16 protein-coding genes and 1 riboswitch are annotated in these 15,760 nt (G+C 50.2%); of the genes, 7 read left to right on the forward strand and 9 right to left on the reverse strand.

Going from position 1 to position 15,760, the window contains the following annotated elements:
- Positions 1-101: 101 nt before the first annotated feature.
- The 4 genes from ACFSUF_RS16210 to ACFSUF_RS16225 all read right to left on the reverse strand — a co-directional run bounded on the left by ACFSUF_RS16210 (position 102) and on the right by ACFSUF_RS16225 (position 2,718).
- Positions 102-473 carry a helix-turn-helix domain-containing protein gene (locus ACFSUF_RS16210; protein ID WP_377604291.1) on the reverse strand — a complete coding sequence of 124 codons (372 nt, stop codon included), beginning with the start codon at positions 471-473 and terminating at the stop codon, positions 102-104.
- Positions 474-519: 46 nt separating this feature from the next.
- On the reverse strand, positions 520-1,605 hold the full coding sequence (locus ACFSUF_RS16215) for a lipid II:glycine glycyltransferase FemX (RefSeq protein ID WP_377604293.1): 1,086 nt from the start codon (positions 1,603-1,605) through the stop codon (positions 520-522).
- Positions 1,606-1,759: 154 nt separating this feature from the next.
- Positions 1,760-2,578 (reverse strand): GNAT family N-acetyltransferase, encoded by an 819-nt coding sequence (locus ACFSUF_RS16220; protein WP_377604295.1) that lies wholly within the window; start codon positions 2,576-2,578, stop codon positions 1,760-1,762.
- Positions 2,575-2,718 carry an anti-repressor SinI family protein gene (locus ACFSUF_RS16225; protein ID WP_377604298.1) on the reverse strand — a complete coding sequence of 48 codons (144 nt, stop codon included), beginning with the start codon at positions 2,716-2,718 and terminating at the stop codon, positions 2,575-2,577. Before ACFSUF_RS16225 ends, ACFSUF_RS16220 begins: the two co-directional genes overlap by 4 nt.
- A gap of 37 nt (positions 2,719-2,755) precedes the next feature.
- A riboswitch (cyclic di-GMP riboswitch) is annotated at positions 2,756-2,840 on the reverse strand.
- A 338-nt stretch (positions 2,841-3,178) separates the two neighbouring features.
- Between ACFSUF_RS16225 and ACFSUF_RS16230 the strand changes: the two genes are divergently transcribed.
- Together ACFSUF_RS16230 and ACFSUF_RS16235 are read left to right on the forward strand one after the other, a co-directional pair.
- Positions 3,179-3,526, forward strand: a complete 348-nt coding sequence (locus ACFSUF_RS16230; RefSeq protein WP_377604301.1) for a helix-turn-helix domain-containing protein — start codon at positions 3,179-3,181, stop codon at positions 3,524-3,526.
- Positions 3,523-4,386, forward strand: coding sequence for a metallophosphoesterase (locus tag ACFSUF_RS16235; RefSeq protein ID WP_377604304.1), 864 nt, complete (start codon positions 3,523-3,525; stop codon positions 4,384-4,386). The genes ACFSUF_RS16230 and ACFSUF_RS16235 overlap by 4 nt, the downstream gene beginning before the upstream one ends.
- 151 nt (positions 4,387-4,537) lie before the next feature.
- Here the strand turns inward: ACFSUF_RS16235 and ACFSUF_RS16240 are convergent, their stop codons facing one another.
- Entirely contained in the window at positions 4,538-5,680 is a 1,143-nt protein-coding gene (locus tag ACFSUF_RS16240) for a sensor histidine kinase (protein WP_377604307.1), read from the reverse strand.
- Entirely contained in the window at positions 5,670-6,371 is a 702-nt protein-coding gene (locus tag ACFSUF_RS16245; protein WP_377604310.1) for a response regulator transcription factor, read from the reverse strand. Before ACFSUF_RS16245 ends, ACFSUF_RS16240 begins: the two co-directional genes overlap by 11 nt.
- A 201-nt stretch (positions 6,372-6,572) precedes the next feature.
- On the opposite strand from ACFSUF_RS16245, the gene ACFSUF_RS16250 reads away from it, so the two are divergent.
- Genes ACFSUF_RS16250 through ACFSUF_RS16265 form a run of 4 tightly spaced genes read left to right on the forward strand, consistent with a single transcriptional unit; the run spans position 6,573 to position 10,648 of the window.
- The gene (locus ACFSUF_RS16250; RefSeq protein WP_377604313.1) at positions 6,573-7,649 is read left to right on the forward strand and encodes a D-alanine--D-alanine ligase family protein; all 1,077 of its coding nucleotides are present in this window, start codon (positions 6,573-6,575) and stop codon (positions 7,647-7,649) included.
- A 14-nt stretch (positions 7,650-7,663) separates the two neighbouring features.
- The gene (gene alr / locus ACFSUF_RS16255) at positions 7,664-8,836 is read left to right on the forward strand and encodes an alanine racemase (protein ID WP_377604316.1); all 1,173 of its coding nucleotides are present in this window, start codon (positions 7,664-7,666) and stop codon (positions 8,834-8,836) included.
- The gene (locus ACFSUF_RS16260) at positions 8,788-9,636 is read left to right on the forward strand and encodes a D-alanyl-D-alanine carboxypeptidase family protein (protein WP_377604319.1); all 849 of its coding nucleotides are present in this window, start codon (positions 8,788-8,790) and stop codon (positions 9,634-9,636) included. The genes alr and ACFSUF_RS16260 overlap by 49 nt, the downstream gene beginning before the upstream one ends.
- Positions 9,629-10,648, forward strand: a complete 1,020-nt coding sequence (locus ACFSUF_RS16265) for an acyltransferase (protein ID WP_377604322.1) — start codon at positions 9,629-9,631, stop codon at positions 10,646-10,648. The genes ACFSUF_RS16260 and ACFSUF_RS16265 overlap by 8 nt, the downstream gene beginning before the upstream one ends.
- A gap of 303 nt (positions 10,649-10,951) precedes the next feature.
- Here ACFSUF_RS16265 and ACFSUF_RS16270 read toward each other — a convergent pair whose 3' ends face one another.
- The 3 genes from ACFSUF_RS16270 to ACFSUF_RS16280 form a co-directional block, all read right to left on the reverse strand.
- On the reverse strand, positions 10,952-11,662 hold the full coding sequence (locus ACFSUF_RS16270; RefSeq protein WP_377604324.1) for a DUF421 domain-containing protein: 711 nt from the start codon (positions 11,660-11,662) through the stop codon (positions 10,952-10,954).
- A gap of 133 nt (positions 11,663-11,795) precedes the next feature.
- Entirely contained in the window at positions 11,796-13,805 is a 2,010-nt protein-coding gene (locus ACFSUF_RS16275) for a right-handed parallel beta-helix repeat-containing protein (RefSeq protein WP_377604327.1), read from the reverse strand.
- A 553-nt stretch (positions 13,806-14,358) separates the two neighbouring features.
- Positions 14,359-14,808 (reverse strand): SRPBCC domain-containing protein, encoded by a 450-nt coding sequence (locus tag ACFSUF_RS16280; protein ID WP_377604330.1) that lies wholly within the window; start codon positions 14,806-14,808, stop codon positions 14,359-14,361.
- Between the two features lie 125 nt (positions 14,809-14,933).
- Here ACFSUF_RS16280 and ACFSUF_RS16285 point away from each other — a divergent pair, with 125 nt between their 5' ends.
- On the forward strand, positions 14,934-15,752 hold the full coding sequence (locus ACFSUF_RS16285; protein WP_377604332.1) for a DUF6597 domain-containing transcriptional factor: 819 nt from the start codon (positions 14,934-14,936) through the stop codon (positions 15,750-15,752).
- The last annotated feature ends 8 nt before the right edge of the window (positions 15,753-15,760 follow it).

The raw sequence follows: 15,760 nt of genomic DNA on the forward strand, positions 1-15,760 counted from the left end.
ACAACTTGCCTCCAGTTGACACGACTTCGTTGTTGTTCTTTATGTAAGTTGTTCTTTATACAGAACAATTAACGTTAGTTTAATTCTATATAGTGAACATGTCAACTGCGTTTTTCCATATTGCCGTAATCCTGTTTCTTCTCCACCCACTTTTTATAACGTAAATAGTCTTTGAGGTGCCGGAAGTCTCCCTTGCTCATGCCCTCTTCAATTGCCTTGATGATCATGTCTTTCCATTCTTCATCCAGCAGATGTTCGTTCGCAGTCTTGGACGACGACCCTATGCCAAGCAGATCCTCCAGCTGCGTATCGAGAGGAACCGCGATTTTCGTCAGCATTTGAAGCGAAGGATTTTTCTGCAGTTCCCGTTCAATATAGCTAATGTATGATTTCGACACCCCCGCCAGATCGGCCAGTTCGGAGATGGAATATCCTTTCATCTGACGCAGCTTTTTGATACGTGCTCCAATCATAATGGTCTCCTTTATAGTCCGTATAGTGTTGCGGCTAGTTCCCGCTTCACATCTGCTTTACCTCGCCTTTGACAAGCAGCGGATCCCGGTAGGCAGGGAAATAATCGCTCTTTACCGGCAGTCCGCTGCATATGCGTTCGTACGTCACGGGGCAATGAATTTTGCGTCCGATATAAAAATCCAATGGCGGCTGCATTTTATTGAATGTGCTTTTGAAACGGAACAGTTCGTCGTTGCCCGTGTAGCCCCCGCCCAAATGCAAATATTTGCACCCTTGCGCCTTGTACCAGTTCGCCGCCTCTGTCAGGAGCAGATTGTAAGGAGCGTACTTCAAGTACTCCTTGTCGGAACCGGTCAAATGATAAGAAACATAATCCCCGTACCGCAGAAAAAAGGTGGATGCGATCACATGCCCGCCCAGCCTGGTTACAAACAGGTCGGCGCTTTCGCGGAGAAAATCGAGCATATTGCTGAAGTAGCCTTCGGAAAAATAGTAATAGGCGTTTGCCTTGTTTTTGTCCATGGTGGCATAGTACAGATTCAGAAACACATCCAGCCCCGGCGGCTGTTCGCGGGTCACCGTTACGCCGTGTTTCTGCGCGTAGCGCACGCGGTTTCTGCAGCCCGCTGTCAGGCTGTCCAATACGTCCGTGCCGGGGCCGGTTAGATCGATGTGGACGGTATTACGGATATATTCCGGCTTCACGGACGGATAATTCCTGTAGTTGTTCAACAGCGGATGGAACCGGACAAACTCGGCGATGATGCCGTTCTCTCCGCAGAAGGCTTCAAACACTTCCGCGAACCTTCCGAAGAACGGCTCCGTCTCCCCGGTGTGTTCCACATTGGCGATCGGCCCCCCGTAACCGTATGGGGAAATGATATCGAATAATTCCCTGCCTTCTTGACGGATGGAAGCCAGCCCCAACTCTCGCAGGCTTCTCATGAGGAACGGATAGCACACGACCGCGTCCCCCTCCCGGTATACGAACAGACGGGATGTTCCCTCCCCGTTGTTTTCCGCCAAGCGTCCGTACTCCGGCGTGAAGTAGATATCTGCGCCGTTCACTTTCGACAGCACCTCATGCCAGGCTTCAGCTTGGGAAACTCCGTACACTGCGTAATCTTTCATGGTTATCCACCTTTACAAAGGATCATTGTTCATTCAGGTTAAACTGTGCCGTTCTTTAAAAAGAACATGATTGGCAAAAAAAGAGAGCAGCCATGTGTTACTTGCATTTTAGTTCTTTATAAAGAACATGTCAATGTAAGAATGGACGTGTATTTTAACTTAGGCTTAGCCTCATTCGTACACTTGCGCTGACTAGCTGAAATGAGGGATTTCCGGCAAGCTCAGGTTGTTTCGAAATAACGAACAGTTCTCTTCCGGGGTCTATAGAGTACAGCGCCCGCAGCAACCCGGGCGACAACGGATTGTCTCCCGAAACGATTCGAAAATACCGTTCATGAAGCCGAAATACCGCTTGGTCCGCACCGTTCACTTTAAGACGCAGGGTGGAGAACCCGTAGCGGTTATGGCAGTCTTCCGACGAAGCGGATTCATACACAGCACATGCTTCAGACGGCAGGAAGGCGGCCGCAGGATTAGGACCGGTAAGCCAGTAAGAAGTTGATGTGACTAAGTATCCCCTTTTCAAATACATGTGCAAAACGGCGTCGTTCCATACAAAACAATCCAGTTCTACCGCCGGCCGCCCCTGGTCCTGCGCTATGTGCTCCAGCGCGTCCAGCATCGCCCTGCCTGCCCCCCGGTTACGGAACCGGGCATCGACAGCAAAGTTATTTACAAACAGCTTCTCCTCATCCAGCGAGTACTCTGCAAAAGCTGCGATGTCATTCCCTGCATACAACGCCAGAAGAATGGTCTCCGGAACAAGGGATGATTGCTGCATCTTGATATAGTCCGTATATCCCGGACAGGAAAACTTCGTTAATTCATAAACGTGCGGGTTCAACGGATCCATCCATTCCCGCGTCCAAACAGAAATGATTTGAAAATCCCTGGTCTTCAACGGGAGCAGCTGCCAGTCTCCGTTCTGATGCCCGGCACCCGATGGGAAAGATAGTTTGGATCGCGAGATCATGGAGTTTGTACCGGGGCGGCCCCCGCAATAAACAGCTTTACCTCATCCGGCGTGATGCCCAGCTGCCGTGCCATGCTCAGTAAGTCTACCCACTCTTGATCCAATTCTTCTTCGATCCAACCCTGATTGGCGCTCATCATCCAAACTTTCCTCCCAATCCAATTCGAAACCGTGATACCAGGCAGTCCAGCTGTCATAGCACGATGCTTTAGACCTGTGACTTTGCGCCCCTGCTTTTCAGCGAGGTTTGCCTTTTGCCGATTCAACGTCCGTTATACAACTATCATACTAAGGCTCGGCTAAAAAGTATGTCAAAATGTAATGTCCTAAAATGTAATTATTTTGCAAAATGGTTATTTGGTCTCGATCCCTTGTGAAATAAGGAAAAAAATAGATGTAAATTCCAAAAAACTGTTAAATTATTCATTAAAGTACGTATATAAACCTATAAATCGACAGAACGGCGGAATGTTACCTAGATCATTTCGACTAATTTCGGAATTTTTATTCTTTATATGAAACAATCGTTCGTTTTAGAGGTATAATAGGAGGTAACATGTACGTACAGCAATTCTATTCTATTACAAAGGACCGATCAGAATGATAGGACATCGCATCAGAGCCTTGCGACAGGAACGGAAACTCTCCTTATCTGAACTAGCAGAACGTGCCGGTGTAGCAAAATCATATTTAAGCAATATGGAACGGGATATCCAGTCTAACCCATCCATTCAATTTCTAGAGAAGATCTCGGAGGCTCTGCATGTTTCGGTGGATGATATTCTGCAGAACCATCCGGCAGATGCCGCTTCCGGCCAGACGGGGAACGACACCGCTTTGGACCAGCAATGGGCCGAGCTCGTACGGGAGGCCATGAACTCCGGAGTCAGCAAGGAACAGTTCCGCGAGTTTCTTGAATTTAACAAATGGCGGGCGAACCAGAAGTGAAGCCCTCACCGCAGCTGACCCGGCGCAGATTTATCAAGCTGGGCGGCCTGTTGGCAGGGAGCCTGCTGGCCTCCCCTTTCGCCGGCTTCGGTTACTCCCGTTATCTGGAGCCGCGATTGCTGCAGGTGAAAGAGCTGACGCTGACCTTTCCCCGCCTGCCCTCCGAATTCAACGGTCTGCGGATCGTTCAGTTCAGCGATGTTCATCTGGATTTTCATTATGGGCTGGATCGCCTGGAAAAGCTGGTGTCCCGGATTCAGAATTTGGACCCGGATCTGGTGTGCTTTACGGGCGATATGTACGACACTTATATCGGCGAGGAGGCGTCCGGCTGTTCCCGCATTTTGTCACGCCTGAAGGCGCCTCTGGGCAAATGGGCCGTGCTGGGGAACCATGACTACACTGCAGGCAGCCGTCATGTGGCCGAGGTGATGGCGGAGGGCGGCTTTTCCATGTTGATAAACCGTTCCGGTACCATAGAGCGGAACGGTTCACGCCTGCGGATCGCGGGCGTGGACGATGTGCTGAAGGGCAGCGCGGACCTGGAGCGTGCGCTGCCGGCTTCCACAGGAGATCTGTTCACGATCCTCCTGGCGCATGAGCCCGATCTGGCGGACGAAGCGCTCCGCTTTCCTGTGGATCTGCAGCTTTCGGGACACAGCCACGGCGGTCAGGTGCGGGTGCCGTTCTACGGAGCGGTGTTTACGCCGGAGTATGCGCGCAAGTACATCGACGGATTGTTCGAGCTTGGGCAAGGCAGGCTCAAGCTTTACGTCAATCGCGGAATCGGCGTCTCCACGCATCCGATCCGCTTCTGGTGCCTGCCGGAGCTGACTGTGTTTACGCTCCGCCAAGGATAAAAGGCCGGGTCTCGTTAGAGGCCGGCCTTTTTGTTATGTTGACGAGGGACATAAATCCGAAGTGTCACTCTCATTCCCACCTTACGTCCGTAGTTTTATAAGTATTCATAAACTAACGATTTATCCGGGCCTGAAAGCTCTATCAGCAAGTCTAGCCCTCCTCCCGCTGTTTACCTGACTTTTGCTTGATGTTAAATGTATCTTTGCCGCCAATCGGCAGTCTCACCAAAAATGAGGTTTTTCCTTCCGCGCTTGCCGCGTAAATCACGCCATGGTGCAGCTCCACAATGTTCTTGGCGATCGCAAGGCCAAGTCCCGAACCGCCCGTATTCCGTGAACGGGATTGCTCGCCGCGATAAAACCGTTCAAACAACAACGGAATCACCGATGCCGGCAAAGGCTCCCCGTAATTTGCGATCTCGACGACGGCTTGCCCGTTGTCGCTCCAAGCCGAGACATCGATCTGCCTGCCTTCTTTCCCGTACTGAATAGCGTTGACGATTAAGTTTTCAAACACCCGGACAAGCTTGTCTCCATCTGCATCGACGAAGATTGGATGATTAGGGACAGCCAAGTGACATTCCATCTCCGCCTGCTCGAACTGCAGCCGAAATTGTGCTACCAATTGCCCCAGCATCTCGGCGAGATTGATTGGGGACAGCCGAAGACCCATGCCTCCGCTCATCCTCGTATATTCGAATAAATCGTCAATCATCGTTTTCAAGCGTATCGATTTCTCATGAGCAATTTGAACGTAATGCCTCAGCTCCACTTCATCCCGGTAACGGTCCTCTTCGATCAATCCTAAATACCCGACAATAGACGTTAAAGGTGTGCGCAAATCATGGGAAACGTTCGTAACGAGCTCGGCTTTCGTCCGCTCGGCACGCCGTTCCTCCTCGATTGACAACTTTAGCTGGACAGTCATCTTATTAATATTTTCTGCCAATACCCCTAGCTCGTCATCCCCTCGGATCGGTAAACGGGAATCCAAATCCCCGCCGGCGATCTGCTCGATTCCTTGCGAGATTCGCATTAAATAGTGAATAGTCGAACGGCTGAATACGAAAAAAAAGAAGAAAAAAAGTAAAATGCAGGCTGAAATAAACGCAACTCCAAGGCCGAACTTATTAAGTAAATCTCTTAATAGAGGGGGCAGGTAAAAATAATTGGTGCTGTACACAACAATCGCAAGCAGATATAGCAAGCCGACAGTTAGTATGGATGCGGCCGTGCTTAAGCCGAATATATACAGCATTTTGAAACGAAGGCTCTTCCACGGTTTATGGATCAATTTTATACCCTACTCCCCATACGGTCTGAATCAGCTTGGCGCCGCCCAGCTCGCTTTCCAATTTGTCACGAAGCTTGCTTATATGAACCATGACAGTATTGTTCGACTCCAGGAACCTGTCCTTCCATACCTTTTCGAAAATCGCCTCTGCACTAAATACGCGCCCCGGATGGCTCATCAGCAAATACAAGATATCGAATTCCGTCGACGTCAAATTGATACTTTGCTCCTCCACCATAACGGTATGTGATTTCTTGCTTATCTTTAAGCCATGGATCTCAATGACGTCTTGATCCTGTACCGCTTGAATCTGGGCATTCAAATAAATCGACCTGCGGAGCAGCGACTTCACCCTGGCGATCAGCTCGAGAGCGTTGAACGGCTTGACCATATAATCATCCGCGCCTGTCGTAAGCCCCATGATCTTGTCCATGTCCTCGGCTTTGGCACTCAGCATAAGGATCGGGATTCCGTGCTCGGCACGTACTGACCGGACAACCTCCAGGCCGTCCATCTCCGGCATCATGACATCGAGGATAATCAATTGGATGGATTCCTTGGCGATCAAATCCAGTGCCTCGATGCCGTTACTTGCGGTCAGCACTTGGTATCCTTCGTTTGTCAGGTAGATTTTGATCAGCTGGGCAATTTCAAGGTCATCATCAGCGATCAGGATTTGAATGGTATTCATGAAATCTCTCCATCTTATTCAGGTTAATGAACCACATTTGTGCCTTAGTGTATCAGAAATTTTCTCCTCAAACACCCATTCGTTATCACAAATAAGAAAATCTTAAGGTTTCCTTTAGGATGTTTTACGAACCTCAACGGCCTTGAACGTTATCTTGGAGATAGAGCAACGGACAAGAATTCTACCAGGAGGTTTTAAAATATGAAAACAAAACTGTATGTACTATACGGCGGCAAATCCGTCGAACATGAGGTGTCTTTGAAAACGGCTGTCACAGTCCTTCTATCCATTGATGAAAGCCGCTTTGAGGTTTATCCCGTGTATATTACGCGCGAAGGATTATGGTGCACGCCCGGACATCTTTCCAAAGAAGGGCTGACGGTCGAACGTTTGACCGCGCAGTCCGCGTTTCAAGACCCGGCCCGGTCGATCGGAGAAATATTATCCGGCGTAATGGCTTTGCCTGGCCCAAAGGTTGTCCTGCCGCTATTGCACGGCACTAATGGAGAGGACGGCACCGTACAAGGCCTGCTAGAGCTGCTGAATATTCCTTACACCGGAAACGGGGTGCTGTCGTCTGCGCTTACCTTGGACAAGGCGATGTCTAAGCATCTCACGACTGAGGCTGGCATTCCTCAAACGAGGTATCAGGTGTGCAGCTATGAGGAGTGGAATACGGACGGGGCAGCTGTTCTGCATGAAATGGAGGACACCATTGGGTACCCGTGCTACGTAAAGCCTGCCTCCCTCGGCTCCAGTATCGGCATCAGCAGATGCATAAATCAGGAGGAACTCCTTATTGGGATCCGCGAGGCTTTCTCCTACGACCGGAAGCTCGTCATCGAGCGCGAGGTTGACGGCAGGGAAATTCAAGTAGCAGTTCTCGGTAATGAAAGGCCTTTAGCTTCTTTGCCCGGCGAATTCATTCATGACCACACTTTCTTCGATTACGAATCCAAATATATGGACAAACGTCTTGCAATGTCGATTCCCGCGAAGGTGTCGGACGGCTTGACTCAGCGAATCCGTAAGCTGGCGATCCGGGCTTATCAAGCCCATGGCTGTGAGGGACTCGCCCGCGTCGACTTTTTCCTAGGCGAAGATGGCGAATTGTACCTGAACGAAATCAACGCTTTACCCGGATTTACGAACTTTAGCATGTATCCGGTTATGTGGGAACGTACCGATGGAACGTCCTATTCAGAGCTCATTGAAAAATTGATTGCTTACGCCATCGCCCGTCACGAGAACAAACAAACGATTCGATATACCAGATAAATGAGGTGAACGTCATGCTAAGAGATACTTGGGCTGAGATTAGTTTGAGCCGCATTCGCGAGAATATGCTGAACATTCGAAAGTCGCTGCCGAATACGGTCAAGCTAATGGCCGTCGTGAAAGCAAACGGCTACGGCCATGGCGACTTGGAGTCGGTCAAGGCTGCCGTTCAGGCAGGGGCGGATTATTTGGCTGTTGCCTATCTTGACGAAGCGCTGCGGCTGCGCGATGCCGGGATAAAAATGCCCATTCTCCTATTGACTCCCATTCGGCCGGAGCAGGTGCAATTGGCGCTGAAGCACAGGTTGACATTAACCGTCACGAGCGCCAAATGGTTTTCTGAGATGCGTGCCTATAAGCCTTACGCCTCTGCGGGAAAGCTTCAAATTCATGTAAAGATGGATACGGGACTCGGACGGATCGGCATACGGACGAAAGAAGAATGGGACGAGCTCGCTATGTGTCTGCGGGCAGAGGATATCGAGGTGGACGGTTTTTACACGCATTTCGCGACGGCCGGGCAAGCTGATACCGGCTTTCTGGAGCAGCAAGCCGCGCGCTTCGCTCAGATGAAGGAATGGGGACGCGCGTCCGGCCTGACGATCCGGCATTACCATTGCGCGGGAAGCACTGCAGCGCTAAGGTTTCCTCATCTGGCGATGGATATGGTTCGGATCGGGGCGGCGATGTACGGCTTTTATCCGGAGAAGCTTGCTTGTCCGGTTAAGCTGGAACCAGCCTTAAGTCTTCACAGCCGTCTTATCCAGGTGAAGAAGCTCGCTAAAGGGGAATATCTCGGCTACGACAATGCCTACCGTGCCGAGGAGGACGAATGGATCGGTACGGTACCCATCGGTTATGCCGATGGCTGGTCGCAGCGGATGCAAGGTACCGATGTGCTCATCAAAGGGCAGCGAGTCCCCATTGTAGGCAAAATCTGCATGGACCAGCTGATGATCAAGCTTCCGGGCCCGCATGCGGAAGGAACGCTGGTCACCTTAATCGGTGCTCAAGGTGACCAACGCATTACGTTTGCGGAGCTTGCCGCCCATATCGGAAGCGTGTCGCAGGAAGTATCCACTTCGCTTGGAGCCAGAATAGCGAGAACCTATTTCGATATGGAGGAGGAACGTACAGCATGGGACAAACAAATTTGGCCAAAGGAACTCAATCAGGCCGTCATATAACCTTTAAGATGATTCAGGCAGCGAATTCGGAGATCTATCAGGGGCATCTGGTTTTGATCAATCGTGAGAACCCCATTCAACAGTCCATATCATCCGGCAGTTTACTGCCGCTCAGCTCGATTCCGGCTATCCATACGTTGAGGGATGGCATGCTCTTGGAGCAGAACTGTTTACGTCAGTTGACAAAGCTGCTTGAGGCAAGTGACGGGATCAACGATATTGTCGCTGTCAGCGGCTATCGGACCAAACAGGAGCAAGAGCGGATTTATCAATCTACATTAGCCGAGAGAGGTGCGGAATATACCGCATGCTACGTCGCATTGCCTGATCGGAGCGAACATCAGACGGGACTGGCCATCGACGTCGGCAAGCTGAGCAAGGACGTGGATTTTATCGCACCGGCATTCCCGGATACCGAAGTCTATAAAGCATTCAAGCAGCTTGCCGCAAGCTTTGGTTTCATTCAGCGATATAAGGAAGGAAAGGAAGCTATTACTCAAATCTCGTGCGAGCCGTGGCATTTCCGTTATGTCGGTTATCCACACGCAGATATTATGGAGCGGAACGATTGGTGTCTGGAGGAATATATCGACACCCTTAAAAGCCACACGTACAACAACGGCCATCTCCTATTCGAGGATGACCGTACATTCGTTGAGATTTACTATGTGGCGGCGGAAGCGGGAGCTTATACAACGATCCCCCTTGTACTATGCCACCGGTCCCACTTATCGGGAAACAACAGAGACGGCTTTATCGTTACAGCATATTGGGATAAAAGCAGGCGCGCTCATGTCTAGGCCGAATTACGGCGGACTCGATTGGCTAAAATTTGCAGCCGCCCTGATGGTCGTTGCCAACCATACGAGCCCGCTTCTATCTTACAGCGCCACTGCCGATTTTCTTGTAAGCAATTTGCTTAGCCGCATTGCCGTTCCTGTCTTTTTTATGACGGCCGGGTTTTTATTTTTCCGCAAACTGACTGGGAATTCGTTAACGGACCGGATCGCTCTGCGCAGCTATATGTTGAAAATCTTAAAGCTTTATGCGATTGCCGTCTTGGTGTACATTCCGCTAAATGTCTATACAGGTTATTTTTCCGATCCTTTCACGATTTACACCTTGCTTAAGGACATCGTGTTTGACGGAACCTTTTATCATCTATGGTATTTGCCGGCGTCAATTATTGGCTTTTTTATAATTTATAGTATGTATCGAAAATTATCGATGAATGCGACATTGGCTTGGGCTGGTTTATTGTATATCATGGGTCTTCTCGGGGACAGCTACTATGGTATTATGCAAAATAGCAATGGACTCGTCCATATCTATGAGGGCATGTTTAATGTGTTCGACTACACCCGTAACGGGCTGTTCTACGCCCCGATTTATTTGGCCGTTGGAGCCTGGGCAGCCAAACAGCCGATTTCGGTTAGAACGCCATTCGCCAATGCAGCCTTATTTGCAGTGTCGCTCGTATTGATGTACGTAGAAGGCATACTCCTGCACTCGGAGGATATTCCAAGGCATGACAGCATGTATATTTTCACGTTGCCGGCCACTTATTTCTTGTTTCAATGGTCCCTGCAGTGGAAACTCAAGGCAAATAAAACATTCCGGGAGTGGCGGGTGTGGGTTTATATTTTGCATCCTCTAGCCATCGTGCTTGTTCGCGGAGCCGCGGAAGTAACGAAGCTCGAACAGCTGTTTATCACGAACAGCCTGATCCATTTCATTGCTGTTTGCGTAGTATCAATCGGGATGGCTGCAATAACGGTATGGCTAATGACTGTCAGCCGGAAATTCCGATAATGAACAAGTATCTGACAGAAGACATCCTTAATATGTGTGTAACTATGTGTATAAATTAAGAAAAGAGGGCAGCCGAAGGGATCCGAAGGGCTACCCTCTTTATTACTTATGCCCGTATTTTACAACGGCAATGATTGCGTGAACTGTCTTTAACTAGCCCTTTTGATCTCACGAGATTCAGCGACTGGCATTGCATCGGAACCAACGAACCGGTACAGTACACCATGGCGGCGGACCGCATTCAACTGAACTATGGATTAGGAACAACCAATCATGATTTGTTGGCTGTTCCTTCCCTCATTTTTATTGAAGATAAATATTCCCGCTCTCAATGCCGGCCTTATCTCGTTTCGAAACGTACAATGCGCCTTGGCCGTCAACTCCTGCATAGAACACTTCCCCGATGCTTTGTACTCCCTGCTCACGGAGCTTCTGTTGAAGCCACTTATCATCATACCCGGCATGGCGGAGGTTCTTGGTAATGATGTTACCGTCCTTGATCACATCATTCATCATTCCCTTCTCCGGGGGCTTACGATTCAGATCGCTCGGAGTGATCGGCATCTTGTCGGATTTAGGCAGGACGGACAGCTGTCCATCGGTCTCAAGTATGGCACAGTAAACATCGCCAGGGTGAAATACATTCTTTTGGCGCAAAATGGTCAGCAGTTCATCAAGGTTCAACCTTGCTTTGCGCAGCTGCTGGGAATCGATCTGCCCTTTGTATATGACCATTTTGGGCTTAGAATTTACTAAGCTGCGGAGGCCGGGTGACTTCTGAATGAGGTAATCCAGCAATAAGGTAAGGACTGTGAAAATGCCGACCGCAAGGGCCGCCTGTTTCCAGTCCTTTGATGGAATCGCTATTTGGGATGTCAGGGCGCCAATCGTAATGGCCGATGCGAAATCAAAGAAATTGAATTGTGATAGGACTTTGCGGCCAAGGAGCCGGCAAAGTACATGCAAGTAAAGATAAGCGCTAAACGCCGATACAACTGTCCACCACCACTGCATGCTGCTCACCTCCCATAAAAATGATACCTAGATAATTTATCCGCTAGGCTAAAATTATATGTAAATGATCTCCGCATCCAAGAGACAGCCCGCGCAGATGCGCGGGCTGTCTTTTGGTAAAAAGAAGCTGTTCCTACTTCAGTACATTGTTGGAACTGACGTCCACCGGCCGCAAATTCAGTTTAGCGTTATACAAAGCGTTCTTCTGTACTGTATAGCCGGGGGCGCCGGTACCTGCGTACGTGGTTTGAATGCCCTTGGCTGCAATGTTGGTCCTGATCGTATTGCCTGTCATCTCCGCTTGAAGCACATCAAATGGTGCCGGCGTTGCCCAGTACTGCTTTACATTGATTACGGCAGTATCGGTTGAGGTCAGATTCTGGGAAGCGAACGTATTATTGAGAATACTAACGGATTTGGCAGCTTCCATGGAGATTGTTTCGCTGTTCCCCGTAGTTGTAAACTTACTGTTCCGCACCGTGTATTCCCCGGCTGTGTTGTTGAACAGGAGACTTGCGTTTTTGCCTGTGAAGGAACAGCGGTCGAACAAATACTTCCCGGCAGCATTGGCCTGCGGAGCTGCACCGGATGCAGAAACAAACTGGCAGTCCAGGTAGCTGCCGGCCGGAAGCTCGCTGGCATTGTAATTGAGCAGCTTCAGGTTCTCATACACGGACTCGCTGCTGCCCGGTCCTGTCATGGCGCGAAGCAGGTTCGGGCCGTCTACCGTAATGTCTTTCAGATACTGGGGAGCCCCTTTTACTACGATGGAGTAATGAGTAGTCCCGGTGTTTTTCAAAGTTTCATTGTAAATATTCATGCTGAACGGCACTTTAGCTTCCAGATCAAGTGTTCCATTTTCATATAAGTTGCCTGTTGCGGTAATATTCGGTCCGTAGTGGCGGACAAAGGTGTTTTTGATGGTGTTGTTGGCAAACAGAATATCGTGGAGCAGCAACGCGAATGCCCCGTCAAACGTATTCCGCTGAACGACCGCGTTGTAGAAGTCGGTGCTGGTTGTCAATCCGCCCGCTTTGGAACGGAAGGTGTTGTACTCTATGGTAGCGTTTTTTCCGTCAAAAAGAATCAGGTCGTACGCTGCATTGTTATAAAACTCATTACCGCGGATGATCACGTTATTGTTGAGGAACAAGCCGCCTTCCAGGTCGATCCCGGATTCCGGTTTAGCTCCTTTGCTGTCGTGCAGCTTGTTGCCCGTGATCAGCACTTTCTCTACGCCGCCTACCGTGATGCCCTGACGGCGGTTGAAGCCGAAATCGGAGTTTTTGACCACCGCGTTGGTAGTCCGCACTTTTACATCGTAGCGCACATAGAAGTTAGCTGTAGATGCCGTGTCGAACACCGCGCGGAACGAGGCCGCCCCTGCCGGGATATATACGTCCTGGGTCGAGTAGGTAATTCCCTTTTTGCTGGATAAGAAGGTGCCGTCGGCTTTATAAAAGTATACATCATACAGGGACGTTTTGGCCGGGCCCTTGGGATACGACAGCTGGAAGAACGGAACGATCTTGAATACACTGTTAGTGAGGGGCAGGTTTTTATTCAGGCGGATTTTGGAGGTGCTGGGTGTCAGGTTTCCATTGTTGTCGATGGCGCCGGACTCCACGTCGCTTTGGGTGACGTCCTTGATAAAGTTCTCGTCATTCGTACCAAGGCACAGCCCGTCCCCGGTAAACTCTATCGCTTTTACGCCGTCGATGATAATGTTATAGCCGCCTTCTACCAGAATCCCATAGCCGCTTTCATGCGTACCTCCGCTGGAGTAATCGTGCGTGTACCGGTCTCCTTTGTAGGTGCCGCCTTTGAGGGTGATGCCTCGTTTCATTTTGTCGATATACAACGTCTCATAACGCTGATACCCGTTTGTCTGCTTCTGAATGACAGCGCGGTCATCCAGCCAGAACGTCATGTCGCTTACCATATAAATCCGGCTGTCTTTGTCGATCAGGTACGTTCCCGCCGGTACTTTGAAGACGTCGTAGCCGTTTTGATTTGCCCATACCAATGCGTTGTTGATCCCTTTGGTTGTCTCTACCGGCCGCGTGCCGTTATTGGAGATCCCCCACCGGGTCAACTCCAGATTGTAAGTTTTCTCCACCGAGGGGTCGGTTGCTGCGCACATACGCTCCTCCTCCTTATGGTTCATAGGAACCGGGGTTCCTATCAGTTTCCAACTCATCTCTTTCGAGATACTTTATCATATGGTAGATTTCCACAGCCGACAGGGACAAACCGCGCACATTGTATACCTATTTTTACCATAAAAAGGGAAAATATATGCGCCTCCCGTCTCATTTATCGCGGGTATTCGATCTAATTTCACCCGCTGCGGGCGATTTGCTTCCGCGTTGCTGCAGGTTGGGCGGCAAGTTTTACGCTTGCTCGGCTGCTCTGGCGGCATGGCGGGTAGTTTTTACGCTCCATGGGTAACTCGGGCGGCATGGTAGGTAGTTTTTACGCTCCATGGGTAACTCGCGGGGGATGGTGGGTAGTTTTTATACTCCATAGGTAACTCTAGCAGGATGGTGGGTAGTTTTTACGCTCCATGGGTTGCTCTAGCAGGATGGTGGGTAGTTTTTACGCTCCATAGGTAACTATAGCGGGTACGCCGGCAACGGAGATCCAAATGAAAAGCAGCCGAATCCCAGGGGACTCAGCTGCCTTTCGTGCGGGTTTTACCATCCAAAATCCATTGTCTTTCCAGTCTCCACATACGTCTTCAAGTTGCTCATAATCATCCACCAGCTGCTCTCCGTACGCTCCCGGGACGGATGATTCTCCGTCCACTGGTCGTTGACCAAAGTCAGCTTGGTCGTGCTCCCCACCGTCTCAAGAGTGAATGTCATCCTGGATTCCAGCTCTTCATGCCGCTCTTGATAGGACGGCCCCGGATGTTCAATCACGCTGAATTTCACATTAGGCTCATACTCGAGCACTGTACCGTACACGTGAACCGTCCGGTCCCCGTCGTTCCCCGATCCGACATAGGCAAAGGGCGCGCCAACCTCAAACGTCGACTCCAGCACGCTTCCAAATAACAGCGCTTTGGTCCCTTCCGGCGACACGAGCGCATCCCACACCTGCTCCCGCGTTCCGTTGATATAAAATTCGTACTTCAAATCCATCCCGCCTCCTCCATTCGCTATTGAACTCTCTGATTACGTTTGTTATGGTCGTACTAGAAGTATATCCCATTTTGTCATAGCCGTATTGTAAAAACGCGACAGAATTTGTCCAAGGAGTGAATATAATGGTCCAACGAACCGGCATTCCCAGCATGGGGATTCTAAATCTTCAAGGCGGAGAGCAAAATTTCAGGCTGATGCGCTACTCCCCTGCCGAAACGCTCAAGCCCTTCGTTCTTCATTACTGGACGGTCAGCTGGGACTTGAAGGGGCTTCCTCCCTATGATCAGCACGTGGTGCCCAACCCTTGCGTCAACCTGGTCGTCGAACGGAACCGGACTGCGATTTACGGGCCGGCCAAGGAGAAATTTTCTTCCCGTCTAAGCGGAAAAGGATGTGTATTCGGCGTCAAATTCCGTCCAGGCGGCTTCTATCCGTTCTATCGTCAACCGGTTAGCGGCTGGAACGGCAGCCCTCTGCCGATCCATCAAGCGCTGAATATTAACTCCGATCAACTGGAGGCGCTCATTTTACACCAGACTTCTGAAGAGCACATGGTCACCGAGATGGAGCGGATCCTCATCAACAGCATGCCGGGTCCTGACGGAATGATAGAGCGCATCCACAGCATCATAGAGCAGATCAAGCACGACCGAAGCCTCACCAAAGTTGACGAACTCTGTGAAACCCTGTCAATGAACAAAAGAACGCTGCAGCGGCTTTTTGAACAATATGTCGGGGTCAGCCCCAAATGGGTCATTCAGCTCTATCGTCTCCAAAATGCAGCCGAACGCCTGGAAGCCGCCCTTACCGCCGATTGGGCCGGTCTGTCAGCAGAGCTCGGATATTATGACCAGTCTCATTTCATAAAAGATTTCCGCACCGTCATCGGCCAAACGCCCGAAGAGTATGTCATGGGCCTCCAGCGCAAAGAAGGACACTGACCTCCTTG

It is taken from the genome of Paenibacillus gansuensis (assembly GCF_042684925.1).
Lineage (GTDB): Bacteria > Bacillota > Bacilli > Paenibacillales > DY6 > Paenibacillus_N > Paenibacillus_N gansuensis.

Excerpts from the sequence above, each read along its gene's own strand:
- ACFSUF_RS16210 (WP_377604291.1), bottom strand. The coding sequence starts at position 473 with ATGATTGGAGCACGTATCAAAAAGCTGCGTCAGATGAAAGGATATTCC.
- ACFSUF_RS16215 (WP_377604293.1), bottom strand. The coding sequence starts at position 1,605 with ATGAAAGATTACGCAGTGTACGGAGTTTCCCAAGCTGAAGCCTGGCAT.
- ACFSUF_RS16220 (WP_377604295.1), bottom strand. The coding sequence starts at position 2,578 with ATGATCTCGCGATCCAAACTATCTTTCCCATCGGGTGCCGGGCATCAG.
- ACFSUF_RS16225 (WP_377604298.1), bottom strand. The coding sequence starts at position 2,718 with ATGATGAGCGCCAATCAGGGTTGGATCGAAGAAGAATTGGATCAAGAG.
- ACFSUF_RS16230 (WP_377604301.1), top strand. The coding sequence starts at position 3,179 with ATGATAGGACATCGCATCAGAGCCTTGCGACAGGAACGGAAACTCTCC.
- ACFSUF_RS16245 (WP_377604310.1), bottom strand. The coding sequence starts at position 6,371 with ATGAATACCATTCAAATCCTGATCGCTGATGATGACCTTGAAATTGCC.
- ACFSUF_RS16250 (WP_377604313.1), top strand. The coding sequence starts at position 6,573 with ATGAAAACAAAACTGTATGTACTATACGGCGGCAAATCCGTCGAACAT.
- alr (WP_377604316.1), top strand. The coding sequence starts at position 7,664 with ATGCTAAGAGATACTTGGGCTGAGATTAGTTTGAGCCGCATTCGCGAG.
- ACFSUF_RS16260 (WP_377604319.1), top strand. The coding sequence starts at position 8,788 with ATGGGACAAACAAATTTGGCCAAAGGAACTCAATCAGGCCGTCATATA.
- ACFSUF_RS16265 (WP_377604322.1), top strand. The coding sequence starts at position 9,629 with ATGTCTAGGCCGAATTACGGCGGACTCGATTGGCTAAAATTTGCAGCC.
- ACFSUF_RS16270 (WP_377604324.1), bottom strand. The coding sequence starts at position 11,662 with ATGCAGTGGTGGTGGACAGTTGTATCGGCGTTTAGCGCTTATCTTTAC.
- ACFSUF_RS16275 (WP_377604327.1), bottom strand. The coding sequence starts at position 13,805 with ATGTGCGCAGCAACCGACCCCTCGGTGGAGAAAACTTACAATCTGGAG.
- ACFSUF_RS16280 (WP_377604330.1), bottom strand. The coding sequence starts at position 14,808 with ATGGATTTGAAGTACGAATTTTATATCAACGGAACGCGGGAGCAGGTG.
- ACFSUF_RS16285 (WP_377604332.1), top strand. The coding sequence starts at position 14,934 with ATGGTCCAACGAACCGGCATTCCCAGCATGGGGATTCTAAATCTTCAA.